The organism is Mesorhizobium sp. B2-8-5 (genome assembly GCF_006440675.2).
In the GTDB taxonomy this organism is placed as follows: Bacteria; Pseudomonadota; Alphaproteobacteria; order Rhizobiales; family Rhizobiaceae; genus Mesorhizobium.
Window position 1 is genome coordinate 4,900,243 of record NZ_CP083951.1, and the last position, 20,611, is coordinate 4,920,853.

30 protein-coding genes are annotated in these 20,611 nt (G+C 64.2%); 19 read left to right on the plus strand and 11 right to left on the minus strand.

The window, feature by feature from the left end; translation table 11 throughout:
- Positions 1-32 precede the first annotated feature (32 nt).
- The 5 genes from FJ430_RS24060 to FJ430_RS24080 all read left to right on the plus strand — a co-directional run bounded on the left by FJ430_RS24060 (position 33) and on the right by FJ430_RS24080 (position 3,217).
- Complete coding sequence (locus FJ430_RS24060; protein WP_140710115.1) at positions 33-1,343, plus strand: Nramp family divalent metal transporter; 1,311 nt, start codon at positions 33-35, stop codon at positions 1,341-1,343.
- A gap of 156 nt (positions 1,344-1,499) precedes the next feature.
- Complete coding sequence (locus FJ430_RS24065; protein ID WP_140640919.1) at positions 1,500-2,012, plus strand: ferritin-like domain-containing protein; 513 nt, start codon at positions 1,500-1,502, stop codon at positions 2,010-2,012.
- Positions 2,013-2,330: 318 nt separating this feature from the next.
- Positions 2,331-2,633: a DUF982 domain-containing protein gene (locus FJ430_RS24070; protein WP_140710112.1), complete on the plus strand. Its 303-nt coding sequence runs from the start codon at positions 2,331-2,333 to the stop codon at positions 2,631-2,633.
- A gap of 28 nt (positions 2,634-2,661) precedes the next feature.
- Positions 2,662-2,949: a DUF982 domain-containing protein gene (locus FJ430_RS24075; protein ID WP_140640915.1), complete on the plus strand. Its 288-nt coding sequence runs from the start codon at positions 2,662-2,664 to the stop codon at positions 2,947-2,949.
- A gap of 70 nt (positions 2,950-3,019) precedes the next feature.
- A complete protein-coding gene (locus FJ430_RS24080; RefSeq protein WP_140640913.1) occupies positions 3,020-3,217 on the plus strand; it encodes a hypothetical protein in 198 nt (65 codons plus the stop codon).
- Between the two features lie 233 nt (positions 3,218-3,450).
- Here FJ430_RS24080 and FJ430_RS24085 read toward each other — a convergent pair whose 3' ends face one another.
- Positions 3,451-3,711 carry a hypothetical protein gene (locus FJ430_RS24085; RefSeq protein WP_140710110.1) on the minus strand — a complete coding sequence of 87 codons (261 nt, stop codon included), beginning with the start codon at positions 3,709-3,711 and terminating at the stop codon, positions 3,451-3,453.
- Between the two features lie 80 nt (positions 3,712-3,791).
- Between FJ430_RS24085 and FJ430_RS24090 the strand changes: the two genes are divergently transcribed.
- Positions 3,792-4,004 (plus strand): hypothetical protein, encoded by a 213-nt coding sequence (locus FJ430_RS24090; protein WP_140651994.1) that lies wholly within the window; start codon positions 3,792-3,794, stop codon positions 4,002-4,004.
- A 17-nt stretch (positions 4,005-4,021) separates the two neighbouring features.
- On the opposite strand, the gene FJ430_RS24095 is transcribed toward FJ430_RS24090, so the two are convergent.
- Together FJ430_RS24095 and FJ430_RS24100 are read right to left on the minus strand one after the other, a co-directional pair.
- Positions 4,022-5,083, minus strand: coding sequence for a YihY/virulence factor BrkB family protein (locus FJ430_RS24095; RefSeq protein WP_140710108.1), 1,062 nt, complete (start codon positions 5,081-5,083; stop codon positions 4,022-4,024).
- Between the two features lie 7 nt (positions 5,084-5,090).
- Entirely contained in the window at positions 5,091-6,194 is a 1,104-nt protein-coding gene (locus FJ430_RS24100) for a flavodoxin family protein (RefSeq protein WP_140640907.1), read from the minus strand.
- A 268-nt stretch (positions 6,195-6,462) separates the two neighbouring features.
- Between FJ430_RS24100 and FJ430_RS24105 the strand changes: the two genes are divergently transcribed.
- Positions 6,463-7,053, plus strand: coding sequence for an NAD(P)H-dependent oxidoreductase (locus FJ430_RS24105; RefSeq protein WP_140868836.1), 591 nt, complete (start codon positions 6,463-6,465; stop codon positions 7,051-7,053).
- A gap of 81 nt (positions 7,054-7,134) precedes the next feature.
- Positions 7,135-7,320 carry a hypothetical protein gene (locus tag FJ430_RS24110; RefSeq protein WP_140640903.1) on the plus strand — a complete coding sequence of 62 codons (186 nt, stop codon included), beginning with the start codon at positions 7,135-7,137 and terminating at the stop codon, positions 7,318-7,320.
- Positions 7,321-7,335: 15 nt separating this feature from the next.
- Here FJ430_RS24110 and FJ430_RS24115 read toward each other — a convergent pair whose 3' ends face one another.
- Together FJ430_RS24115 and FJ430_RS24120 are read right to left on the minus strand one after the other, a co-directional pair.
- The gene (locus tag FJ430_RS24115; RefSeq protein WP_140640901.1) at positions 7,336-7,641 is read right to left on the minus strand and encodes a hypothetical protein; all 306 of its coding nucleotides are present in this window, start codon (positions 7,639-7,641) and stop codon (positions 7,336-7,338) included.
- A 17-nt stretch (positions 7,642-7,658) separates the two neighbouring features.
- Entirely contained in the window at positions 7,659-8,678 is a 1,020-nt protein-coding gene (locus FJ430_RS24120; RefSeq protein WP_140710104.1) for an SDR family oxidoreductase, read from the minus strand.
- A gap of 161 nt (positions 8,679-8,839) precedes the next feature.
- Between FJ430_RS24120 and FJ430_RS24125 the strand changes: the two genes are divergently transcribed.
- Positions 8,840-9,016, plus strand: a complete 177-nt coding sequence (locus FJ430_RS24125) for a hypothetical protein (protein WP_181167016.1) — start codon at positions 8,840-8,842, stop codon at positions 9,014-9,016.
- 208 nt (positions 9,017-9,224) lie between these two features.
- Positions 9,225-9,524: a DUF982 domain-containing protein gene (locus FJ430_RS24130; RefSeq protein WP_140710102.1), complete on the plus strand. Its 300-nt coding sequence runs from the start codon at positions 9,225-9,227 to the stop codon at positions 9,522-9,524.
- A gap of 4 nt (positions 9,525-9,528) precedes the next feature.
- On the opposite strand, the gene FJ430_RS24135 is transcribed toward FJ430_RS24130, so the two are convergent.
- The gene (locus tag FJ430_RS24135) at positions 9,529-10,248 is read right to left on the minus strand and encodes a Crp/Fnr family transcriptional regulator (protein ID WP_140640895.1); all 720 of its coding nucleotides are present in this window, start codon (positions 10,246-10,248) and stop codon (positions 9,529-9,531) included.
- Positions 10,249-10,412: 164 nt separating this feature from the next.
- On the opposite strand from FJ430_RS24135, the gene FJ430_RS24140 reads away from it, so the two are divergent.
- The gene (locus tag FJ430_RS24140) at positions 10,413-10,643 is read left to right on the plus strand and encodes a DUF6894 family protein (protein ID WP_140640894.1); all 231 of its coding nucleotides are present in this window, start codon (positions 10,413-10,415) and stop codon (positions 10,641-10,643) included.
- Between the two features lie 40 nt (positions 10,644-10,683).
- Positions 10,684-11,577, plus strand: coding sequence for an alpha/beta fold hydrolase (locus FJ430_RS24145; RefSeq protein ID WP_140710100.1), 894 nt, complete (start codon positions 10,684-10,686; stop codon positions 11,575-11,577).
- 92 nt (positions 11,578-11,669) lie between these two features.
- Here the strand turns inward: FJ430_RS24145 and FJ430_RS24150 are convergent, their stop codons facing one another.
- Positions 11,670-11,894 (minus strand): hypothetical protein, encoded by a 225-nt coding sequence (locus tag FJ430_RS24150; RefSeq protein WP_140710098.1) that lies wholly within the window; start codon positions 11,892-11,894, stop codon positions 11,670-11,672.
- 327 nt (positions 11,895-12,221) lie between these two features.
- Between FJ430_RS24150 and FJ430_RS31775 the strand changes: the two genes are divergently transcribed.
- The 5 genes from FJ430_RS31775 (at position 12,222) to FJ430_RS24175 (ending at position 13,922) form a co-directional block, all read left to right on the plus strand.
- Positions 12,222-12,437 (plus strand): KGG domain-containing protein, encoded by a 216-nt coding sequence (locus FJ430_RS31775; RefSeq protein WP_095768385.1) that lies wholly within the window; start codon positions 12,222-12,224, stop codon positions 12,435-12,437.
- Positions 12,438-12,605: 168 nt separating this feature from the next.
- The gene (locus tag FJ430_RS24160) at positions 12,606-13,100 is read left to right on the plus strand and encodes a hypothetical protein (protein ID WP_140710096.1); all 495 of its coding nucleotides are present in this window, start codon (positions 12,606-12,608) and stop codon (positions 13,098-13,100) included.
- A gap of 27 nt (positions 13,101-13,127) precedes the next feature.
- Complete coding sequence (locus FJ430_RS24165) at positions 13,128-13,346, plus strand: hypothetical protein (protein WP_140631380.1); 219 nt, start codon at positions 13,128-13,130, stop codon at positions 13,344-13,346.
- 25 nt (positions 13,347-13,371) lie between these two features.
- Positions 13,372-13,569 carry a hypothetical protein gene (locus FJ430_RS24170; protein ID WP_140640884.1) on the plus strand — a complete coding sequence of 66 codons (198 nt, stop codon included), beginning with the start codon at positions 13,372-13,374 and terminating at the stop codon, positions 13,567-13,569.
- A gap of 35 nt (positions 13,570-13,604) precedes the next feature.
- The gene (locus FJ430_RS24175; protein ID WP_140652014.1) at positions 13,605-13,922 is read left to right on the plus strand and encodes a plasmid stabilization protein; all 318 of its coding nucleotides are present in this window, start codon (positions 13,605-13,607) and stop codon (positions 13,920-13,922) included.
- Between the two features lie 51 nt (positions 13,923-13,973).
- Here the strand turns inward: FJ430_RS24175 and FJ430_RS24180 are convergent, their stop codons facing one another.
- Positions 13,974-14,432 carry an Lrp/AsnC family transcriptional regulator gene (locus tag FJ430_RS24180; RefSeq protein ID WP_140640880.1) on the minus strand — a complete coding sequence of 153 codons (459 nt, stop codon included), beginning with the start codon at positions 14,430-14,432 and terminating at the stop codon, positions 13,974-13,976.
- A 169-nt stretch (positions 14,433-14,601) separates the two neighbouring features.
- On the opposite strand from FJ430_RS24180, the gene FJ430_RS24185 reads away from it, so the two are divergent.
- Together FJ430_RS24185 and FJ430_RS24190 are read left to right on the plus strand one after the other, a co-directional pair.
- The gene (locus FJ430_RS24185) at positions 14,602-15,345 is read left to right on the plus strand and encodes an AzlC family ABC transporter permease (protein WP_140710094.1); all 744 of its coding nucleotides are present in this window, start codon (positions 14,602-14,604) and stop codon (positions 15,343-15,345) included.
- The gene (locus tag FJ430_RS24190; protein ID WP_140710092.1) at positions 15,342-15,644 is read left to right on the plus strand and encodes an AzlD family protein; all 303 of its coding nucleotides are present in this window, start codon (positions 15,342-15,344) and stop codon (positions 15,642-15,644) included. Before FJ430_RS24185 ends, FJ430_RS24190 begins: the two co-directional genes overlap by 4 nt.
- A gap of 24 nt (positions 15,645-15,668) precedes the next feature.
- Here the strand turns inward: FJ430_RS24190 and FJ430_RS24195 are convergent, their stop codons facing one another.
- The 3 genes from FJ430_RS24195 to FJ430_RS24205 all read right to left on the minus strand — a co-directional run bounded on the left by FJ430_RS24195 (position 15,669) and on the right by FJ430_RS24205 (position 20,523).
- The gene (locus tag FJ430_RS24195) at positions 15,669-17,765 is read right to left on the minus strand and encodes an EAL domain-containing protein (RefSeq protein ID WP_140710090.1); all 2,097 of its coding nucleotides are present in this window, start codon (positions 17,763-17,765) and stop codon (positions 15,669-15,671) included.
- A gap of 256 nt (positions 17,766-18,021) precedes the next feature.
- Complete coding sequence (locus tag FJ430_RS24200) at positions 18,022-19,176, minus strand: M20 aminoacylase family protein (RefSeq protein WP_140710088.1); 1,155 nt, start codon at positions 19,174-19,176, stop codon at positions 18,022-18,024.
- Positions 19,177-19,326: 150 nt separating this feature from the next.
- Positions 19,327-20,523, minus strand: coding sequence for a diaminopropionate ammonia-lyase (locus FJ430_RS24205; protein ID WP_140710086.1), 1,197 nt, complete (start codon positions 20,521-20,523; stop codon positions 19,327-19,329).
- Between the last annotated feature and the right edge of the window lie 88 nt (positions 20,524-20,611).

The following is a 20,611-nucleotide window of genomic DNA, read 5'->3' on the forward strand; positions in this document are numbered from 1 at the left end:
TTCCCGCTTGAGCGAAGCTGGAAAGGCCGGCAATGACCGAGGTCGGTTCCCAGGTCGAGGGAGAACAAAGCAACACGCCGGCAAAGGGCCCGTTCCAGCGGTTCCTCCGCACGATCGGGCCAGGCTTCATTACCGGCGCGTCCGACGACGATCCGTCCGGTATCGGAACTTACAGCCAGGCCGGCGCCCAGCTCGGCTTCAACATCGGCTGGGTCATGCTGTTCACCTTCCCGCTGATGGCCGCGATCCAGGAGATCGCCGCCCGTATCGGGCGCACCACGGGCGAAGGTATTTCCGGCAATCTCAGCCGGCACTATCCGGCCTCGCTGCTTTACGCGGTCGTCATGCTGCTGTTCCTCGCCAACGTCATCAATATCGGCGCCGATCTCAGCGCCATGGCAGATGCATTGAAGCTGCTCGTCGGCGGGCCGAGTCCGCTCTATGTGATCGCTTTCGCGATCGTCTGTATCGGCGCGATCGTCTTCCTCGACTACACCCGCTATGTGAAAGTCCTCAAATGGACCACTTTGAGCCTGTTCGCCTATGTTGCCGCGATGTTCGCCGCGAATGTGCCTTGGGCGGACGCGGCCAAAGGACTGTTCATTCCGGACATCGAATGGAGCGGCGCCTTCTTCACCACGCTGCTGGCAATCCTCGGCACGACGATCTCGCCTTATCTGTTCTTCTGGCAAGCCTCGCAGGAGGTTGAAGAGGAAGAGCTCAAGCCAACCGCCAAGCCGCTGAGGTGGGCGCCGTGGCAGGCGCCCAGAGCCTTCCGGCGGATACGCGCCGATACGCTGGTCGGAATGGCCTTTTCGAATCTGATCGCCATCGCGATTATCTTCACTACGGCCGCCACCCTCCACAAGGCAGGGGTGACGGACATTGCTTCGTCCACCGACGCGGCAAAGGCGCTGGAGCCGGCGGCCGGAAAATTCGCCTTCATTATTTTCTCGATGGGAATTATGGGCACCGGGCTTCTGGCTGTGCCGGTGCTGGCTGGGTCAGCGGCTTTCGCCGTCGGCGAAGCGTTGCGCTGGCCGGTCGGGCTGCAGCGCAAGCCGAAGGAAGCCGTGGCGTTCTACGCGACGCTCGCCGCCGCGACCGCTCTTGGCACCGGGATCATGTTCACACCGATAGACCCGATCAAGGCGCTTTACTGGAGCGCCATCATCAATGGCATATGCGCCGTTCCCGTGATGATCGTCATGATGCTGATGGCCGGCCGCAAGGACGTGATGGGGGAGCTCCCTTTGCAAGGCTGGCTGCGGGCGCTTGGCTGGCTATCGACGTTGACAATGGCAGCCTCGTCGGTGGGGCTCGTGGCGCAGTGGTTCCTATAGATGGGCTGCGAACCGTCTTACCGCCGGCCCGTTTCCATACCAGAGCCAGGTCAATAACAAATGATGTTTTGGGCGGGGCCCCGCATGAATTTCTTTCTGGAACAAGTTCAGTCAGGCCGTGTTGTTGATGATCCAACCTCACCAGGAGATGCAGATATGGCGACGACGAAGGCGGCCTCGAACAAGGGCCTGAACGAACTTTTCCACGACACGCTGAAGGACATCTATTTCGCCGAGAAGAAGATTCTCGCCACGCTGCCGAAGATGGCCAAGGCGGCACAGGATGACGCGCTGAAGGCCGCGTTCGAAAAACATCGCGACCAGACCGAAGAACATGTCGCGCGTCTCGAGGAAGTCTTCGAGGTGATCGACAAGAAGCCGGCGGGCAAGACGTGTGCCGCCATTATGGGCATCACCGAGGAAGGCGCCGAGATCATGGACGAGTACAAGGGATCTCCGTCGCTCGACGCAGGTCTGCTGGCCGCTGCTCAAGCCGTCGAGCACTATGAGATTTCGCGCTACGGCACGCTGAGGACCTGGGCGCAGGAGCTCGGCCTGACCGAAGCCGTCACCCTGCTCGACAAGACGCTGAACGAAGAAAAGGAAACGGACGCGGCGCTCACCCAGCTCGCCGAATCCGCGGTCAATGTCGCGGCTGAAGCCGCGTAGCGACGATCCGCGCACGGGCGCAGCTTTCCCTTGGTCCAGCTTCCAGCGAGCCCCGGCAGATTGCCGGGGCTCGCTGCTGCTTGGTTGGACCCACGTTCAATCGAATGGCGACCGCCCTTGCCCATGCCACCCAACGATCACGCCGAATTGCAGGACCGATAAAGCCGTTGCGGGTAACAGAATTGGCGCGCCGGTTCTTGTAGCGACCGGGAAGCTCTTGACGGTCAAAATCCACAAACCCATATCGCCGCTGGGCTTGGCCGCTGTCGGTCCCAAGCCTTCGCCTAAACTCAATTGTTCGTTCGATTGGAGGACCTTATGAACGATCGGATATTCGACAGCCCTGTTTTCGTGAAGACCGAAAACAGCCTTATCCAGGAAATCGCGTGCCTGGAAGATGCCCTGGAGTTTCTCTGCGCGTGGCCCAGGAACAGGCGCGGAACCATATTTGAAACGGCCCTTCGTGCCTGCCAGCGGGCATTCGACAGCGGCTATCCGCTGACTGCCGCCAGAGATGCCTTTCGCGGTTTCGCAAAGTCGGTCAAAATTCTCGAGGACGTGAGCGTCCCCTTGCCATGGATGACCGGCAAAGGCGGCCGCGGCGGCGGACTGACTGCTTGAAAGTATCGCGGTTATATGGGAGTTCGCGATGCTTTCCAAACCTTTCGAGAAACCCCTTCGCGTTTGGGTCGGACTGGGCTTTCCCCGGCAACTAAACACCGTCGTCGATGCCTATCAGTTCGCGATCGACTGGTGCGGCAATAGCCCGGAGCAGAAAGCGGCGATCCGCGCCTGTAAGGCGGCCTTGGTTGGCGACGTCGACGCGGAAACCGCGCGAGGCGTTTTCGCCGCGTTCGCGCGCAGGAAGGATATCCTGGTCGAGGACGGAGCAATCCCTCCCGCCATCGGAAGAGCCCAGCCGTCACATCACCAATGACGATCGGGGCGCCCACGACCATTGTCGGGGCGCCTCGCACCAAACCTGGATAAATGATGAGGAACCTTCAATGGCAGAACTCGCCATTAGAAAACCCGTTCATGAGGTAAACGCCGCCCGATACGACAGCGATTGCCAAGAGGCGTTGGCTGGCTCTCTCGATGGCCTGCTAGCACAGGCGGAAGCTGCGGGCTGGGACAGGAACCGTGCCGCGTCGGCAGTAATGTATCTTGCGGCAAAGCGCCTCAATGCACGTGCCGAAAGCTAGTAGGACCGCGAGCAGCGAATATCGCGTATGCCAAACTACGGCCACCTGATATGCGGTGCAGCATGTCATCCAGTCTCGTCCCTTGAACTGGATGACCTATCTTCGAACGGGCGCCCACCAATCGCGAATGGTGGGCGTTCAAACAGCTGACGATGAAGGGACTCAAGTCTTCGTCAAGTCGTCCCACAAGAATCCGCCCCGTCGGCGTGAGGTTGCAGGGCTCGCCCGGCCGGCTACCCGGCACGTCGGTTGTTGCCGGCCCAGCTTTCGAGTTCCGCCGATAGCTGGCCAGGGTCAATGACGCCCCGCCTGAAAAGGCACATGATTTTCAGCGCAACCTGTTCGCGCTCGATCTCGCCGGCAATGCCGTGTTTCACGCAGAAGGCATTGAGTGCATTCGCCAGAATTGCCAGTTCGGCAGGTTCGGCTATTCCGTGACCCACCATGCCTGCCTCCCGGTCTGAGGCGACCACATGATAGCCGGTTCCAAACATCCTCCTTGCTCCCGCCAGCTACGGACGACTGAAATGGAACCTCGATCAGGGTTGTCAGTTCCATTGCAAGGCGGGCCAGCATGACCAGATCGTCGCTTCATCTTCTCAAGGGTGCAGGGTATCTGATTTCCACGGTGAGCGTGACGCTGCTGGCGATCGTCAGCTGGGACAGCGCATCGAAAAGTCCGTTGCTGGTTGCTTGCCTGCTCGGCGGAGCCGCTACCTCGGTTATCGGCATGTTCTGCCGCTGGCTATCCTACGAAATCGAGAAACGTCAGGAAGAACGGCGGTAAGGCGTCCGAGGTTGGTATCAGCCTTCGCGGCGCAGGACCCGTGTGACAAGCAGGGTGACCAAGCTGCTGAGGACAATCCATGCGACGATCTCGCCGCCGAATGCCGGTGACCGAGGAGCCTCCCTGCTGACTGTGCCAGCGCTGGCCGGCATCGTCGCCTCGGGTCTGGCTACTTGTTCGGCATGGCGCTGCGCAGTCCGGTCGTTTGCGTCTGCCATGACCGGCGCGAGGTCGCGCCGGCTGCCGCGGCGCACCGAATAGGCGCGTGTGATCTCGGCGCCGAAGAGAAAAATCTGCGCCGAATAATAGACCCATACCAGTACGACCATCAGCGCGCCGGCGGCACCGTAGGAGGTGGCGATGGCGCTGGTGCCGATATACCAGCCGATCAGCGACTTGCCGATGGTGAAGAGAAGCGCGGTGACCAGCGCGCCGATGCCGACATCGCGCCATTTGAGCGTGCGGTCCGGCAGGACCTTGTAGATCGCGGCGAAGAGCAGCGCGATCAGCACAAAAGAGACGATCGTGTTGACGCCGCTGACGATCAGGCCACCGAACGGCAGGCGCCGGTTGATCAATTCGCTCAGCGCCGAGATCGCCGTGCTTGCCGCGAGCGATACCAGCAGCAGGAAGCCGAGCGCCGCGACGAGACCGAGGCTCGCCGCCCTCGCCCGCACCAAGCGCGACAGCGACACGCCATTGGGCTTCACCTTCCAGATTTCGTTGAGCGACTGCTGCATCTCGCCGAAGACGCCCGACGCGGTGACGAAAAGCGTCACCAGCCCGATCAGCGTGGCAAGCGTGCTCGACCAGCGCTGCGCGGCGCTCTCGACAGTGGCCTTCAGAAGGTCGGCGCTTTGCGGCCCCATAACGCCCGAAATCTCGGCCGACAGCGCGATCTGGGCCGCATCATTGCCGATGGCGACACCGGCGATCGCCACGACGATCAAAAGGATCGGCGCCAGCGACGTGGTGGCGTAGAAAGCGATCGCCGCGCCGTGGCTCAGCGCATTGTCATCGATATAGCCGGTCACGCTTTCCTTCAGCAGTACCCAGCCTTCGTCGAGCCAGCGCGGCATCTTCCCCTCACTTCTGACGCGGATCCTCGAACCGGGCGCCGATGGTGGGAAAGTCGCCTGCCCGACGCTTCCCGACTGCTTCGGCCAGGGCCAAAGCGGCGTTGATCACTTCGGCCTGGATGTCCTTGTCGGCGTCGAGCTCGTCGTGGCTGTTCGCATAGGGCTTCCAGTAGCCGATATAGCGGTCGAGCTCAGCCACCTCACCGATCGCGTCGAGCTTCATCGAACGCAGCCAGTCGGCGAGCGCGTGCCGTACATTGGCGGCGCCTTCGGTGTCGCCATGGACCACGACCGAAAACAGCCGGCCGGCGAGATGGCGCGGATAGTCCCAGCCGGCCAGCTCCACCTTTTTGGCAAGCTCTGCACCCTTGCCCTGCGTCAGCGTCGGGTCAGGATTGCCCCCATCGGCGCAGACCAGCCGGTCCATCATCAACTTCAGCGGCGATGACGTCTGGTACCAGTTGACGGGCGTGACAATCATCACGCCATGCGCTTCGACCCACAGCGGATAGATGTCGTTCATCCAGTCCTGGACCTGGCCGAGAGAGTGGTTCGGATAGCATGAGCACGGCCAGTGGCAGAGGGGCGCCGCTGTCGAGAAGCATGCCTTGCAGGGGTAGATCTTGCGGCCGTATTCCGAAGCGAGCCGCGCCAAATCGAGCACCTCGACCGAAAAGCCCTGCTTGTCGGCAATGGCGCGTCGCGCCAACTCGACCAGGCGAAAGCTCTTCGACATCTCGCCCGGACAGGTATGCTCGCTGCGCGACGAGCCGTTGATGATCAGGATGCGCGAGGGCGCGGCCTTATCCTCGTGCCGGCGCTGCGCGGCCTCGACCGCATCATGGGCGGCGATCCATTCGACCGAAAGGTCGTAGCCGGGGTCGTGGAAGCCCTGCCCCGCCTTCCGGGTCACCGGACTCTTGCGTTCGTCGCTATAGGCCCGCCAGGCGATCTGGGCCAGCCGGCCGATGGCGTCGGCTTCCGCCTCGAAGGCCGGGTCGTAGAACAATTTCCTGTAGCGCTGTTTGAATTCCGCCTCGCCGAGGCGCGGGCTTGGCATGCCCTTGCGCGGTTCTATGGCGGCTTTGTCGGATTGTGTCTGTTCTGCCATTTGCTGCCCAAGCCAATACGGAGCGGGCCGGGTGGGATAAGAGCTCGACTGCCTTTTCGTTGGCCAGGGCGTGAAGCCGGAGAAACCAAGCCGTATTCTCTTTGCCACCGGGTCCGGCTGACGCGGCCCGCTGAACACAACCCGGTGCCGGCGCGATGGTTCCGGCCACCTATCGATGAGTGGCCGCGTACGACCAATGCTCAAGCCTAGGCAAAGCAATGGCGTTCAACTAGCCTCAGGCCGGGATCAGAGGCGCGGGGGCCATGCGATGAAGGTCAATGTCGTCTACGCGCATCCGGCGCAGGACAGCTACCTGGCGTCGCTGCACCGGCGCGTCGTGGAGATCCTGAAGGCCAGGGGCGACGAGGTCGTCGACTTCGATCTCTATGCCATGAAATTCGACCCCGTCATGCGGGTCGATGAGTTGAAGGGGCACGCCGGTCCGTCGCCCGCGCCGGCGGATCTGCAGGTCTACATCGACGCACTGCAATGGGCGGAAGCGTGCGTGTTCTGCTTCCCGACCTGGTGGTCGGGCATGCCCGCTGTTCTCAAGGGATATTTCGACCGCGTGTGGCGGCCGGGCGTTGCCTTCGAACTATCGACGGATGGCGGCACGATCAAACCGGCGCTTCTGAACATCCGCCGGATGGGCGTGGTCACCACCTTCGGCTCGCCATGGTGGTACACCAGGCTCTATATGCAGGACCCGGGCAGAAAGGTGCTTTTGCGCGGCTTGAAATCCATGTGCGGACGCACGGAGAAACACCTCTATCTGGCTAAATATTCGGTGGAGAACATTACTCGCGAGGAGCGGGCAAAATTCGCCCGCAATGTGGAGCGGCGGTTCGAACGATTTTGAGCGGGTCCGTCTCCGGAATTTGCAATGAGGTACAATGGATATATATTTAGCTGACTAAGTGATTCATGGCGCGGTGAGCCGATGGCCAAGAAGAAAGACAGGCAAGCTCCTTCCGAGATTGCGGCGGCCTCCCCGGCCGAGATCAGTGAAGCGGCTTATTTTGCCCGCAAATGCGGCCTCACCCGCGACGAGGCATTACAGATAATGCGCGAAGCCCAAGGCTCGCCGGCCGTCAAGCCGGCGGCGGACGAGAAGCGCAAGCACTGACCTTGGATGCGGGTTTCATTGACCCGTCTGCGGCGGAACTTCGCCCGGCTTGATCACCGGCATGTCGCTGCCTGTCGGCGGGGGCGGCGTCGCGTTCTTGTCGCCGGTCGGGGGCGGCTTCAGCACGCCGCCGCAATTGCCGAGCTGTTTCGACAGTTCATCCGTATCGGCCTGCTGCTTCTGTTTTTGCTGCTGGTCGTTGGCATCGGGCTTGGCCTGGCAGTTCTGCGCCTGCTGGTCCTTCGGTTGCGCGGCGGTCTGGGCCGCCGCCGGCAGGGCCGGGATCAGGGTCAGAGCCGCAATGAGAAGCGCTTTTTTCATGAGATCCTCCTCATGGGTCAGTAACCCCCGATGATCGGCAGGATTTCGCCGGTGATGTAGCTCGAACATTGCGGCGAGGCCAGGAACACATACGCCGGCGCGATCTCCTCCGGCTGAGCGGGCCGCTTCATCGGCGTCTTGGCGCCGAATTGCGAAACGTCCTCCGCTTCCTTCTCGGACGGATTGAGCGGCGTCCAGACTGGACCCGGCGCCACCGCGTTGACGCGGATGCCTTTGCCGATAAGGTTGCCGGAAAGCGCGCGGGTGAAGGCGTGGATGCCGCCCTTGGTCATCGAATAGTCGACCAGTTCCTTCGACCCTTCGATGCCGGTGACCGACCCGGTGTTGACGATCGCCGAACCCGGTTTCATGTGCGGCAAGGCTTCCTGCGCCATGTGGAAATAGCCGTAGAGATTGGTCTTCAGCGTGGTGTCGAAATGCGCTTCGGTGAGATCGGCGAAATCGGCCGAGTGAACCTGGAAAGCCGCGTTGTTGACCAGCACGTCCAGCCTGCCGAAGGCCTTGACCGTCTCATCCACCGCCTTGCGGCAGAAGGCACGTTTGGCGACGTCGCCGCGCAAAGTGATGCAACGCCTGCCCTCCGCCTCGACCGCTTGCTTCGTCGCCTTGGCGTCACGGTCCTCGCTGAGATAGACGATGGCGACATCGGCGCCCTCGCGTGCGAACAACACGGCCACGGCGCGGCCGATGCCGGAATCGCCGCCGGTAACCAGCGCGACCTTGTCCTTGAGCTTGCCCGACCCTTGCCAGAACGGCGCGTCATAGAGCGGCGCCGGTTCGATCGCCCATTCCTCGCCGGGCTTGGGGTGATGCTGCCTTGGGAAAGGCGGCGTGGGGTATCTCCGGGCGCCGGCCTGCATGGCGCCCGGGGCTTTGGGCTTCGGCTTGCTGCGGTCCGTGGCATCGACCTTGCGCTGGACGCCGCGCTGCCTGCGCGCGGTCTTGGCCGTATCTGTCTTCTTGCCGGCGGATGACTTTTTGGCCGTGTCGGTTTTCGTTCGGCTGGTGGTCGGCATGGTGGTCTCCTTTTCAGAGGACAACGCATGCCAACGGAAAAGGTTGGCCCTCGGCTCGTCGCACCTCGCCGAGACGCGTGGGCATACATCAAAGTTAAATGCGGCCGCCCGGCCGCGGTGCTAACCCTTCGTCATTGGGGGGACTCTTCAGGAGGAGTCCCATGGACGTTCGAACTCTCATCGGCAGCCTCTCGGCGGCAATGCTGCGCCGGCGTGCCGCAGCGCCGCCAATCCCGGTCAGGGTGATCCGCGCCTCGCTGGCGGATGTGCCGCTCAGGCCGCGCCCGCGTCCGCCGCACCGGCCGGCGCCGCCGGCCCGGCCCGCGAGCAATATGTAGGCTCAGATTTGTAGCCTCGAACTGGCCGGCCGGATGCAACCGACTGGCGGAGTCATCGTTTATCGCCATCCGAAATTTTTACGGTGAAACATGAAATTCTTGTCTATGAACAGCCCGCTTTTTATTCTCGCCGCCGTCATGATCACGGCCGCTCCCTTCGCCGGCCTTGCCTGGCGGACGCGCGAATGGCTCGGGTGGTGAACGACCGATGAGCCGTTTCCTGCCCCTCACCATACGCTTCGTCAATGGCGGCACGATGGTGGTCACCACCGTCGCGGAGGCCAAGAAAGCGCTCGGAGGCACATGGAAGAACAAGGACGCGCCAGCCTATCTCGAAGCGGCCCGGCTGGTGGACGACGCGATCGCAGGCACCTGCCGTCCGGCCATCGCCTTTGCCGCCTTCAAGAAGGTCGCCGCGCAGCAAGGCCTCCTGAGGCCCGCCCAGCCGAGTGCCGCGCTCACCATGCTGGACCAGTTGTGGTCGCGCTCCAAGACCCCGCCCAGCTAGATGCCTATCTCGGCTCGCGCGTCATGCTGAGATAGGTTGGATCGAATTCGGCGATCGTAACCAGCCGCTCCCAGTCGAGGATCGTGACCATATGGCTTGTCCAGTTGATCACGTTCATGCGGCGCAGGGTGCCGATGACCCGGTTCATATGGACGACGGAGAGGCCGAGCACGTCGGCGAGTTCGGCCTGCGAGAGCGGCAGATGGAAGCTCATCTCGCGGGTCTTTTTCACCACCTGCAGCCTGACGAAGAGCTCGCATATCAGATGCGCGAGATGGGAGGTCTTGGAGCGCCGGCCCATGGCCACGATCCACTCGCGGTGAATGGCGCCATCGACCAGCGTGTCGAGCCACAACAGCCGGGTGAGGTGCGGCGCCTGCTCGGTGATCGTCTTCAGCTTGCCATGCTCGGCGGCAAGCACATGGCACGGCGAAAGCGCCATGATGCCGTGATCCATCGTCTTCAGCAGGAAAGCGTGCAGGTCGACGAAATCGCCCGCGACCTGCAGTGAGGTGAACTGCCGACCGCCATCCTCCAGCACCTTGTAACGGGCGGCGAGCCCGTCGATGATCAGCGTGCTGTAGGTCGGCCGCGTGCCTTCGGTGGCGATATCCTCGCCGGCGGCGACATATCGTTCGAGCGACATCGCGCCGACGAGCAGCGCCTTCTCTTCTTCCGACAGGGCGTCATGCTGGCCGAGGTTGAGGTAGAGCGATTCCAGCATTCGGAGTTCTCCATTCGCAACAGCTAACGCCGCAAGGCTGGGCCGGTTGCGGGCGGCCGCGCAGCAAGGGCGGGCGCGCTGCGGATTTCCCCTCAGGATCAACCGCTTGGAACCATGATCGCGGCCAGGGATTGAACTTGCGAATCGCCTGGAGTGCTTCATCGATGGAACGCTATTATTTTGACCTCTATAACGCCGAGCATGGCCAGGTTGACGACCAAGGGCAGCTTTTTGCCAACCGCGAGCGCGCCCGCCTTGAGGCGTTGCGCATCCTGCAGGACATCGCCCGCGACGAGGCGCCCGGGACCGAACAGTTGAAGATCACCGTGAAGCTGCGCACCGAGAAGGCGCAGATCTTCGAGGCGTCGCTGACCCTGGACTCGACCTGGACCTGAGGCGTTCGGCCCTCAGCGCCGCATCCCGCAGGAGGCAAGCATGTTCGCCGATTTTGAGGCATTGGAAATCGACACCGGCGAGGCGCGTATCTTCGCCCGCCAAGCAGGCAGTGGGGCCGGCCTGCTTCTGCTGCACGGCTTTCCCGAGACGCATGTGATGTGGCGCGACGTGGCGCCCAGCCTGGCGCGGGATTTCACCGTCGTCTGTGCCGATCTGCGCGGCTATGGGCAAAGCTCCTGCCCGCCATCGGCCGCCGACCATGCGCCCTATGGCAAGCGCGCCATGGCCGCCGACATGGTCGTGCTTATGGAAGAACTCGGCTTCAAACGTTTCCTGGTCGCCGGCCATGATCGCGGCGGGCGCGTCGCCTACCGGCTGACGCTCGATCATCCGGACCGCGTCGAGAAGCTCGCCGTGCTCGACATCGTCCCTACCGCGGAGGCCTGGGACCGGGCCGATGCGAGGCTCGCACTAAGCTTTTGGCCGTGGTCGCTGCTGGCGCAGACCGAGCCGCTGCCGGAGACGATACTGGCGGCGGCGGGCGAAGCAATCGTCGACAATGCGCTTTCCGGCTGGGGATCCGCAGCCGACGCGTTCCCGCCCGGCGTGCGGCAGGCTTATGTCGATGCCCTGCGCGATCCGGCGCATATCCACGCCATCTGCGAAGAGTATCGCGCGGCGGCTTCGCTCGACCGTGTGCACGACCATGCGGACCGGGAGGCCGGCCGGCGTATATCCTGCCCCCTACTGGCGCTGTGGAGCGAGCATGGGGCGCTGGCCGAATGGTATCGGGACGAAGACGGACCGCTGGGCATATGGCGGAACTGGGCCGACGATGCCAGCGGCGGAGCGATGCCCGGCGGCCACTTCTTTCCGGAGGAGTCGCCGATCGAAACGGCGGCCACGCTCGACGCCTTCTTCTCCGGAAGATGACCTTCTCCGGAAGATGACGCCTTCTTCTCCGGAAGATGAGAGGCTCTTTCCCGGAGATGGCGCCGGCCGGCCAAGCGGCCGGCCGGCCTGGCTCACATCAGCATCAGGTAGAGCAACGGCAGGGCCGCCAGGCCGAGTGCCATTGCAATGAGCGCGGCATGGCCGAGGCGCTCCGCGCGCCTGGCAATGTCGGCGACCTCGTTCTCGTCGTTGATGACATCGAGGAACGAAAGATCGGCACGGGTGGTACGCTGGTTGTCGTTGGCAGGCAGGCTTTCGGCATCCTGCCGAGCGGGCTTTGCAGAGATATAGGTCAAAACGTCGTCTCGCTCCGAAGCCGACTGCGCGGCCTTCTTGTTTATGGATATTGGTGTCCGCCGGAATTGCGCGGGGGGCGACCGGCGGACACCATGATGGCCGGCGATGGAGGGGGCTTTTTCGTCGGCCGCTCACCAATTCGCAAAAAGAGATTTGGTTGCACAGGCCGGCCCAATGCGCGGGCCGGATCGGACTTCAGTCTGACCGAGTCACGAAATGTTTCGGCCGGAACATCGGTTGCCGGCGCCTGTTCTCCTTACTCAGGGATGTTGGACGCGTCCTTGAATTCACCCTCAAGAAAAATCCGAAACAACGGAGAATTCGATATGCCCAATCAAGGCGGAACCCACGAACAGCACGTCAAGGCCGGCCAGCAGAGCCACAAGAACCGCGAAGACCAGCATCGCGGCAGCGGGCAGCAGCAGGCCGAGGACCGCAACATGGGTCAGCGCAGCGCCGGCCAGCATCGAGGTGGCAGCGGCAACTTCGCCGAAGACCGCCAGCGCGCCTCCGAGGCCGGCCGTAAGGGCGGTCAGCGCTGAGTTTCAAATGGCGTCCGCGAAACGCGGACGCCATTTTCGTGTCCCGCGACTTCCAGCTGTTCCGCGACTTCCAGCCCGGGATGGAACCTCTTCCCCCTCCTCCAGTTCCCTTAAGGGCCGGCCGCCTCAAGCGAAGCCGTCGCCGCAGGGCGTTACATGGAGGCACCAATGTCCTTGCATACACTTCACCCCGAACGCGTCGACGAGACCCGCATGCAGGCCTATTCGATCTTCGGTCCTTTGCTGATTCATTCGCTGGCGCAGAAACTGGCGCTCTGCCAGGGGATACGCGAACTGGACAAGCTCGAACAATCGCTGGTGCGGCTGATCGAGGAGACCGACGTCGCCGCGCCGCAGGGCGAGGAGATGAAGGAATTCGCCGTCGAGCTCATCGTGTCGACTCTGCGCAATGTGCGCGAGCATCCCGACGCCAAGCAAGATCTGGAAGAGATCGACGGACGCCGCGCCGAAGGCCGTTCGGAAGATCCGGACACGCTGGAAGAGCAGTTGCAGTCCGGCCTTGAGGACTCCTTTCCGGCAAGCGATCCGCCGGCCGTGGTCTCGACCGCGATCACCGGCGGCTCGAAGGACATCGTCGGCACCGACGAGGTGCTGCGCCGCAAGAAGCAAGCACGCCGCAGGCAGTCCCAGACGGCGACCTGATACGGCGGAAATCGAAGGAGGCCTGCGATGACCCAGGCGAACGACAATATACCGAACCGGCCGGGCGCCGCCGATGCGCCAGCGACCGGCAATTTGCCGACCAAGGGCGGCGACGATCCCGATGTGCGCTTCCTGGCGGAGCACACCGATCTTTCGCCGAAGCAGGCTCGGGAGTTGATCCGCGAGCACGGGCACGACCGTGACAAGCTGCTCGAGATCGCACGGACCATGAAGGCGGAGGGCTGACCCTTCTACGAAAGCGAGGCAGACCATGAGCAACGAACCACATCCGGGACGGCCCGGAACGACCGAGCAATGGCCGCGCTGGGAGGGCCCGAAGGGCAACCGCCCACCGGGCTATCTGAGGCCGAAGGACGATCCCGACAAGAACCGCGACGCGGCTGGCGAGAACAACAAGGATCCAGAACGGTCCGACCTCGGCGACGTCGCTAAGAAGAAAGGTTCCTGAGGCCGATTTCACTCAGCGCAACAAGGAGCAAGCAAATGCCACGTGGCGACAAATCGAAATACTCCGACAAGCAGGAACGCAAGGCCGACCATATCGCCGAAGGCTATGAAAAGCGCGGCGTGTCCGAAAAGGAAGCCGAGCGGCGCGCCTGGGCGACCGTCAACAAGGACGACGCCGGCGGCAAGAAGGAAGGCGGTTCCGGCCGCGGCAAGCACACCGGCAATCCGGCCGCGCACAAGGGCGGCAGGACGGGCGGCAAGGCCTCCGGCGAGCGCTCCGCGGCGGACAGATCGGCTTCGGCGAAAAAGGCGGCGGCGACGCGCAAACGGAATGAGAGCCACGCGCATCATTGAGGACTTCCCCTTCGCCCCTTGTGGGTCCCACAGGGGGAGAAGGAGAATGCCCTATAGTGGCATCTCCGAGGTCTGCTTGATCGTCTGGCTGGGCACATCCGTCTTGACGTTCTGCACGCCCTTGATGCGGCTCAGATGCTCCGACTGGAAGCGGCGGTAGTCGTCGATGCCGGCGGCGACGATCCGCACCATGGCGTCGCAATCGCCCAGCATCAGGTAGCACTCCATCACTTCCGGGAACTTCGCCACCTCGGCGGCGAAATGCTCGATCGTGTCCTCGTCCTGTTGCTTCAGCCAGATGCGGGTGAAGAAGGTCTGGCCGCGGCCGATCTTGGCCGGATTGAGAACCGCGACATAGCGATCGATGACGCCGGCCTCCTCCAAGAGCTTGACGCGGCGCAGGCAGGGCGACGGCGAAAGGCCTACCTCCCTGGCTAGATCGTTGTTGGCCATGCGCCCGTCGCGCTGCAAGGCGCGCAGGATGCGCCTGTCGATCTCATCCAGCTTCATGGTGTCAAATTCTAACTTTTGATCAAAATACGCCATCTGCTGCCAAATATTTGCAGAAGCGGCGTATCTTCGCAACCCGATTGCCGGGCGTTTCGGCTATGGTCCGGCAACCGATAACCGACAACCGAGCGGGAGAACGGCGGCCGCAAGGCCGGCCGCAGGCAAAGCCATGAGCATTTCCGAGATCGCCCTCGCCGAGGGCCAAAGCACCGATGGACGCGGTGCCGAGTTCCGGCGCGGGCTCGCCGCCTCGACGCCGGTGCTGCTCAGCATCATCCCCTACGCGCTGGTGCTTGGCGCGCAGGCCTCGCAGAAAAGCCTCGGCGTCGTCGAGGTGCCGCTGATGACCGGGCTCAACTTCGCCGGCGGCTCGGAATTCGCGGCCATCCAGCTCTGGACCTCGCCGCCGCATATCTTGCTGATCGCCGCCATCACCTTCTTGGTCAACAGCCGGCATTTCCTGATGGGCGCCGCACTTGCGCCGTTCATCAAGCATTTGCCGAAGCGACAGGTTCTTCCGGCGCTGTTCCTGATGTGCGACGAGAGCTGGGCCGTGGGCCTGGCCGATGCACAGCGCCGCGCCGCCGCCGGCCTGCGGCCGGCCTTCAGCCTGCCTTTCTATCTGGGCGCCGGCCTGCCCTTCTACCTCGCCTGGGTGGCGTTCACGACTTGCGGCGCGGCACTCGGGCCGGTGCTTGGCGACGTCGAAACATACGGCTTTGCAATGGCCTTCCCGGCCGTCTTCCTGGTGCTGCTTCGCGGCATGTGGAAGGGCGTTGCCGCGGCGCGGCCCTGGCTGGTCAGCCTGGTGGTGGCGGTGCTCGTCTATCTTGTCGTCCCCGGCGCCTGGTATGTGGCGGCCGGCGCGCTGTCCGGCCTGGTGGCCGCGTGGTTCCTGGCAGGTGAGAGATGATCGATCCGATGACCGTGCTCGCCATCCTGGCGATGGCCGGCGTGACGTACCTCACCCGCATCGGCGGCTATGTGGTGCTGAGGAACCACACGCTCGGCCCGCGCGCCACGGCGGTGATGGCGGCCGCGCCCGGCTGCGTGCTGATCTCGGTGATCGCGCCGGACTTCGTCTCGAGGAACCCGGCCGATCTCGCCGCGCTGGCCATAACCGTGCTTGCCGCGACGAGGCTGTCGATGCTGCCGACCGTGGTGGTCGGAGTGGCTTCGGCGGGCGTGCTGAGGTGGCTGATGGGTGGCTGATCTCTCCCCCGACGGAGGAGACACTTAACCAGCCCGCATCCCCCGCGCGCCGCCGGTCGCTCTTGCCACGATCGCTTCCAGCGGCTCGGGCCGGTGCAGGAAATAGCCCTGGCCATAGGCGACGCCCATGCCCATGAGGATCTCCAGCGCGTTTTTCTCCTCGATCTTTTCCGCCACCACCGCGGCGCCCATCGAGCGGGCGATGCCGGTGATCGCCGAAACGATCTCACGGTCGAAGCGGCTTTCGGCGATGTGCTCGACGAAGGAACCATCGATCTTGATGGCGTCGATGGGAAAGCGCCTGAGATATTCGAACGAGCTCATGCCGGCGCCGAAATCATCGAGGCTGACGCGGCAATGGCGGAGCCTCGCCTTGCGCACGAACTCCGCCGCGGCATCGAAATTGGTGACGGCGGCGGTCTCGGTGATCTCGAAGCCGATGGCCGACGCCGGCGCGCCACTGTCGGCGATGGCCTCGTCGACGAAATCCCAGAGCTGCGGATCGGAAAGCGTCTGCGCCGACAGGTTGAAGTCGAGCGAGATGGCGCCCGCGCGCATCGCCTCGCCGTGGCGCGTCAGCGCGGCGCGGATGATCCAGCGGTCGAGCCGGGCGGCAAGGCCGAAGCGTTCGGCGACCGGCATGAAATCGCCGGGCGGGATCATCTTGCCGTTGCGGGCCTCGAGCCTGGCCAGCACCTCGACGTGGCGGCTGTCTTCCCATGGCTGGCCGAGCCGGTGGATCTCCTGGCCGAACAGCTTCAGCCGGCCGTCCTCCATCGCATCGACCAGGTCGGCGGCCAGCCGCGCGGCGTTGAGGCCGCCGGCGCCCGACGTCGTTTCCGGCGAAAACACCGCGAAGCGGTCCCGACCGCCGGCCTTGGCGGCGTAGCAGGCATCGTCGGCGCAGGCGAGCGCGTCGGCCACCGTCATGTTGCGGTCGCGCACGAAGGCGATGCCGATGCTGGCGGCAAGCCTGCGCGAGGTGATGGCAGAGCCAAGATCGGCGTTGCGCACCGCGGCGAGCACGGCGCGGGCAAGGTGCTCGGCACAGGCGTCATTGCAGTTCGGCACCAGCAGCGCGAATTCGTCGCCGCCGAGGCGGGCCGCCTGCGCCGACGCGGGCAGGCTGGCGAGGATGCCAGCCGCGACGCTCTTCAGCGCCAGGTCTCCGGCGGCATGGCCGGCATAGTCGTTGAGCGCCTTGAAGTAGTCGAGGTCGACATAGAACACGGCAAGCGGCAGCCGCCCGGCCATGGCGATGTTCTCGGCAAGCAGCCGGTCGAAGGCCGAACGGTTGAGCAGCCCAGTCAGGGCGTCGTGACGCGCGGCGAAGGCAAGCTCCTCGGCGCGCCTCTTCTCCTCGGTGATGTCGCGCACCGTACCCAAAATCTGGCCGGCCGAACCGACGCCGGCAATGAAACGCACCAGCGACTCGATATGGCGGACTTCGCCGTCACGAAGGACGATCCGGTATTGCGAGGCGACGACGCTGCTAGAGCCGGGCTCGATCTGGTGGGCCCGTTCGGTGGCGTCCTTGTCGTCGGGATGAAGATAGGTGTGCCACAGGTCGGCCGTCACCTCATCGGTATCGGCAACGAGGCCGAATATCTCGCGCGTGCGCGCGTCCCAATAGCTTTTCCTGGTGCCGATATCGTGGTGCCAGATGCCGGTGCCGCTGGCGGCAAGCGCGAGACGGAAGCGGACATTGACCTGCTCGAGCGCCGCCTCGGCCTCTTTCTGCCGGGTGATGTCGGTCTGCACGCCCATCAGCCTGAGCGGCTTGCCGTCGGCGTCGCGCTCGACAATGCCGCCGCGGTCGAGCACCCAGACCCAATGGCCATCCTTATGGCGCAGGCGCAGCTCGGTTTCGATGGAATCGACGATGCCCGCAATGTGCCGGTCGCCGCTCTCCTGCGCGCGCTGGCGGTCGTCGGGATGGGTGAGCTTCAGCCAGAGATCGGGCGTGTTGGCGAGTTCGTCCGCCTCATAGCCCAGCATCTTCGACCAGGTCGGCGAATAATAGCAATCGCCGGTCGACAGATTCCAGTCCCACAAGCCGAGATGAGCCCGGTCGAGCGCCTGCGCCCAGAACTTGCCGTTGCGTTTGTCGTCGTCCGCCATTCTTTGTTCTTGCCGTCCCGTCGCAGCAATACTGCATGAAAGCAGAGAAGAAAGAGTTACCGGGGGCGGTTCAGCCAATCTCCCCCCTTGTGGGGGAGATGGCCGGCAGGCCAGAGGGGGGCGTGAAGGATCGCGGCGTTGCAGGAATTTCGATCAAGGCTGCTGGCAAAGCTGTTCGCCTGCGACAGCCTGAAACGCTGGCGGGACAGCGCCCCCTCTGCCCTGCCGGGCATCTCCCCCACAAGGGGGGAGATTGCTAACCGCCCAGCCGTCTCCTCACCACCGCCGCATGGAAACGCGCGCCGTGCAGCAGGCCCTCGTCGTTGAAATCATAGGCCGGGTTGTGCAGCGGCGCGGTGCCGCCATTGCCCATGAAGACGAAGCAACCGGGGACATGGTCGAGGAAGCGGGCGAAATCCTCCGAGGCGGTCATCGGCTCAGCCGCGACGCGGACAGCGTCGTCGGCCAGCACGGCTCGGGCCGCCGCAAGTGCCTCGTCCACCAGCGCCGCGTCGTTGATCAAAGGCACGAACTCGCGGGTGTAAGCGACTTCAGCCGCGACGTTATAGGCCTGGGCAGTACCCTCGGCGATGCGGCGCATTTCTTTCTCGATCGCGGCGCTCACCTCGGGCCGGAAACTCCGGCAGTCGCCCAAGATGCGCGCCAGCCCCGGCAGCGCGTTGCGGGTCCCGTCGGTGATGAACTCGGTCACCGAGACGACGCCGATATCGGCCGGGCTCAGGCGGCGCGAGACGATGGTCTGCAAATTGACGACCAGCGCGCAGGCGGCGACCAGCGCCTCCTGACCGGCATGCGGCCGCGCCGCGTGGCCGCCGAGGCCTTTGAGCACGATCTCGAAATTGTCCTCGGCCGACATGACCGGGCCGCTGCGGGTCTCGAAATGGCCGATGGGCAGGCCAGGCATGTTGTGCAGCCCGAATATCTCCTCGAAAGGGAAGCGCTCGAGCAGGCCGTCGTCCAGCATGGCCAGCGCGCCCCTGCCCCATTCCTCGGCCGGCTGAAAGATGAAGCGCACCGTGCCGTCGAAGCCGCCTTCGCGGGCAAGCAGCTTTGCCGCGCCGAGAAGCATCGAGGTATGGCCGTCATGGCCGCAGGCATGCATGGTGCCGGGTGTTTGCGAGCGCCAGGCTTGCGTGCCCTGTTCGGCGATGCGCAGCGCATCCATGTCGGCGCGCAGCGCGATGGCGCGATTGCCGCTGCCGCGGGTCAGCGTGCCGACGACGCCGGTGCCGCCGACGCCTTCGGCCACCTCAAGTCCGAAGTCGCGCAGCTTTTGCGCGACGAACGCCGCTGTGCGTTTTTCCTCGAAGCCGAACTCGGGATGGGCGTGCAGGTCGCGCCGCCACGCCGTCATCTCGCTGTGCAAAGCCTGTTGGTCGAGTTCAGCCATCGTCGCCCCTCAAGCCCCTTTTCTCGACGCAATTCCGGAAGGCTACGGCGAAGTCGCCGAGCCCAACCGCTCGGCACTCTTCCTGGAATTGCTCTTTTCTCGACGCAATCCCGGACGGAAAACCGCTCCGCACTTTTCCTGGAATTGCTTTCACGCAGTCTGCAGGAACACCTCTTCCGGCGCCATCCCGACCAACTCGGCAAAGCGGCCATGGTCGGTCGCGCCCTCCGAGTTGATGACGAGCACGCGCGAATGCCTATCGAGGCCGAGCGCCGTGCGCTTATGCCTGTCGCCCGCGGCGCGGACCAGCCCGGCGAGTCCTGCCCCGCCGCTCTCGCCGGAGACGATGGCCGGATCGCTGCCCAGCGGCCGCGCCAGCCGCTTCATCACCGCGACCGCGTCCTCCTCTTCCACCGTCATGAAGGCATCGCCGACGCGCGCCAGCACGCGCCAGGCGACCAAGGACGGCTCGGCGCATTCGAGCATCGTCATCACGGTCGGCTCCTGATTTGCGATCGTTGCCGGACGTCCGGCCTCAACCGAAGCGTAGACGCAGGCCGAGCGCCGCGGCTCGACCACCACGGCCTTCGGCCGCCTGGAGCCAAGCATGACAGCCATATGGCCGGCGACCGCCGCGGCGAAGCCGCCAACGCCGGCCTGCAGGAAGACATGCGTGGGCGGCTCGGCCATGCGCCGCAACGTCTCGCGCACGATCACCGTGTAGCCCTGCATGACCAGTCCGGGGACGCGCTCATAGCCCAGCCAGGACGTGTTGGAGACGATCTTCCAGCCGCGCTCGGCGCCGACGCGGGCGACTTCGCGCACCGCATGGTCATAGCCGCCCTCGACCTCGACGATCTCGGCGCCGAAGCGGGCGATGGCCGCGACACGCTCACGGCTTACGCCGGCATGGACGAAGATCACCGAGCGCGCGCCGACGAGGCTGGCGCCCTGCGCCACGGAACGGCCGTGGTTGCCGTCGGTGGCGCAGACGAAGATCATGCTCGACGCGATCTCGCGCACCCTGGCGTCGTTTATCTCGCTGATATCGACATCGCGCCCGAGCCACTTGCCGGCCTCCTCCAGCACCAGCCGCATAACGGCATAGGCGCCGCCCAGCGCCTTGAAGGAGCCCAGGCCAAGACGCTGGCCCTCATCCTTGACGTGAAGCGCCGCAATGCCGAGCTTCTGGGCCAGCGCCGGCAAGGCATGCAGCGGCGTTTCCGCATGGTTGTCGCGCGCCTTGAGGTAATGCTCTGCCCGAGCGCCGCCGGCCATGCCGAGGGACTCGGCATCAGCGGCAACCAACGGCTGGTTGTATTCTGGACGTTGGTTGAGAAGCAGCATGCTAGTCTTCCTGCTAGGCACTGAATTCTGTTGGCGGGTGCGATTCCGGCGCGATTCCGGCGCCTTAATTGGCTAAGTGATTGATTTC

What these genes read in the sequence shown, in the direction of transcription:
- FJ430_RS24135 (WP_140640895.1), bottom strand. Translation starts at nt 10,248, where the DNA reads ATGCTGGAATCGCTCTACCTCAACCTCGGCCAGCATGACGCCCTGTCG.
- FJ430_RS24120 (WP_140710104.1), bottom strand. Translation starts at nt 8,678, where the DNA reads ATGCCGACCACCAGCCGAACGAAAACCGACACGGCCAAAAAGTCATCC.
- FJ430_RS24105 (WP_140868836.1), top strand. Translation starts at nt 6,463, where the DNA reads ATGAAGGTCAATGTCGTCTACGCGCATCCGGCGCAGGACAGCTACCTG.
- FJ430_RS24180 (WP_140640880.1), bottom strand. Translation starts at nt 14,432, where the DNA reads ATGAAGCTGGATGAGATCGACAGGCGCATCCTGCGCGCCTTGCAGCGC.
- FJ430_RS24190 (WP_140710092.1), top strand. Translation starts at nt 15,342, where the DNA reads ATGATCGATCCGATGACCGTGCTCGCCATCCTGGCGATGGCCGGCGTG.
- FJ430_RS24115 (WP_140640901.1), bottom strand. Translation starts at nt 7,641, where the DNA reads ATGAAAAAAGCGCTTCTCATTGCGGCTCTGACCCTGATCCCGGCCCTG.
- FJ430_RS24145 (WP_140710100.1), top strand. Translation starts at nt 10,684, where the DNA reads ATGTTCGCCGATTTTGAGGCATTGGAAATCGACACCGGCGAGGCGCGT.
- FJ430_RS24085 (WP_140710110.1), bottom strand. Translation starts at nt 3,711, where the DNA reads ATGTTTGGAACCGGCTATCATGTGGTCGCCTCAGACCGGGAGGCAGGC.
- FJ430_RS24185 (WP_140710094.1), top strand. Translation starts at nt 14,602, where the DNA reads ATGAGCATTTCCGAGATCGCCCTCGCCGAGGGCCAAAGCACCGATGGA.
- FJ430_RS24160 (WP_140710096.1), top strand. Translation starts at nt 12,606, where the DNA reads ATGTCCTTGCATACACTTCACCCCGAACGCGTCGACGAGACCCGCATG.
- FJ430_RS24165 (WP_140631380.1), top strand. Translation starts at nt 13,128, where the DNA reads ATGACCCAGGCGAACGACAATATACCGAACCGGCCGGGCGCCGCCGAT.
- FJ430_RS24065 (WP_140640919.1), top strand. Translation starts at nt 1,500, where the DNA reads ATGGCGACGACGAAGGCGGCCTCGAACAAGGGCCTGAACGAACTTTTC.
- FJ430_RS24200 (WP_140710088.1), bottom strand. Translation starts at nt 19,176, where the DNA reads ATGGCTGAACTCGACCAACAGGCTTTGCACAGCGAGATGACGGCGTGG.
- FJ430_RS24060 (WP_140710115.1), top strand. Translation starts at nt 33, where the DNA reads ATGACCGAGGTCGGTTCCCAGGTCGAGGGAGAACAAAGCAACACGCCG.
- FJ430_RS24125 (WP_181167016.1), top strand. Translation starts at nt 8,840, where the DNA reads ATGGACGTTCGAACTCTCATCGGCAGCCTCTCGGCGGCAATGCTGCGC.
- FJ430_RS24195 (WP_140710090.1), bottom strand. Translation starts at nt 17,765, where the DNA reads ATGGCGGACGACGACAAACGCAACGGCAAGTTCTGGGCGCAGGCGCTC.
- FJ430_RS24140 (WP_140640894.1), top strand. Translation starts at nt 10,413, where the DNA reads ATGGAACGCTATTATTTTGACCTCTATAACGCCGAGCATGGCCAGGTT.
- FJ430_RS24070 (WP_140710112.1), top strand. Translation starts at nt 2,331, where the DNA reads ATGAACGATCGGATATTCGACAGCCCTGTTTTCGTGAAGACCGAAAAC.
- FJ430_RS24110 (WP_140640903.1), top strand. Translation starts at nt 7,135, where the DNA reads ATGGCCAAGAAGAAAGACAGGCAAGCTCCTTCCGAGATTGCGGCGGCC.
- FJ430_RS24090 (WP_140651994.1), top strand. Translation starts at nt 3,792, where the DNA reads ATGACCAGATCGTCGCTTCATCTTCTCAAGGGTGCAGGGTATCTGATT.
- FJ430_RS24170 (WP_140640884.1), top strand. Translation starts at nt 13,372, where the DNA reads ATGAGCAACGAACCACATCCGGGACGGCCCGGAACGACCGAGCAATGG.
- FJ430_RS24130 (WP_140710102.1), top strand. Translation starts at nt 9,225, where the DNA reads ATGAGCCGTTTCCTGCCCCTCACCATACGCTTCGTCAATGGCGGCACG.
- FJ430_RS24205 (WP_140710086.1), bottom strand. Translation starts at nt 20,523, where the DNA reads ATGCTGCTTCTCAACCAACGTCCAGAATACAACCAGCCGTTGGTTGCC.
- FJ430_RS24095 (WP_140710108.1), bottom strand. Translation starts at nt 5,083, where the DNA reads ATGCCGCGCTGGCTCGACGAAGGCTGGGTACTGCTGAAGGAAAGCGTG.
- FJ430_RS24075 (WP_140640915.1), top strand. Translation starts at nt 2,662, where the DNA reads ATGCTTTCCAAACCTTTCGAGAAACCCCTTCGCGTTTGGGTCGGACTG.
- FJ430_RS24080 (WP_140640913.1), top strand. Translation starts at nt 3,020, where the DNA reads ATGGCAGAACTCGCCATTAGAAAACCCGTTCATGAGGTAAACGCCGCC.
- FJ430_RS31775 (WP_095768385.1), top strand. Translation starts at nt 12,222, where the DNA reads ATGCCCAATCAAGGCGGAACCCACGAACAGCACGTCAAGGCCGGCCAG.
- FJ430_RS24175 (WP_140652014.1), top strand. Translation starts at nt 13,605, where the DNA reads ATGCCACGTGGCGACAAATCGAAATACTCCGACAAGCAGGAACGCAAG.
- FJ430_RS24100 (WP_140640907.1), bottom strand. Translation starts at nt 6,194, where the DNA reads ATGGCAGAACAGACACAATCCGACAAAGCCGCCATAGAACCGCGCAAG.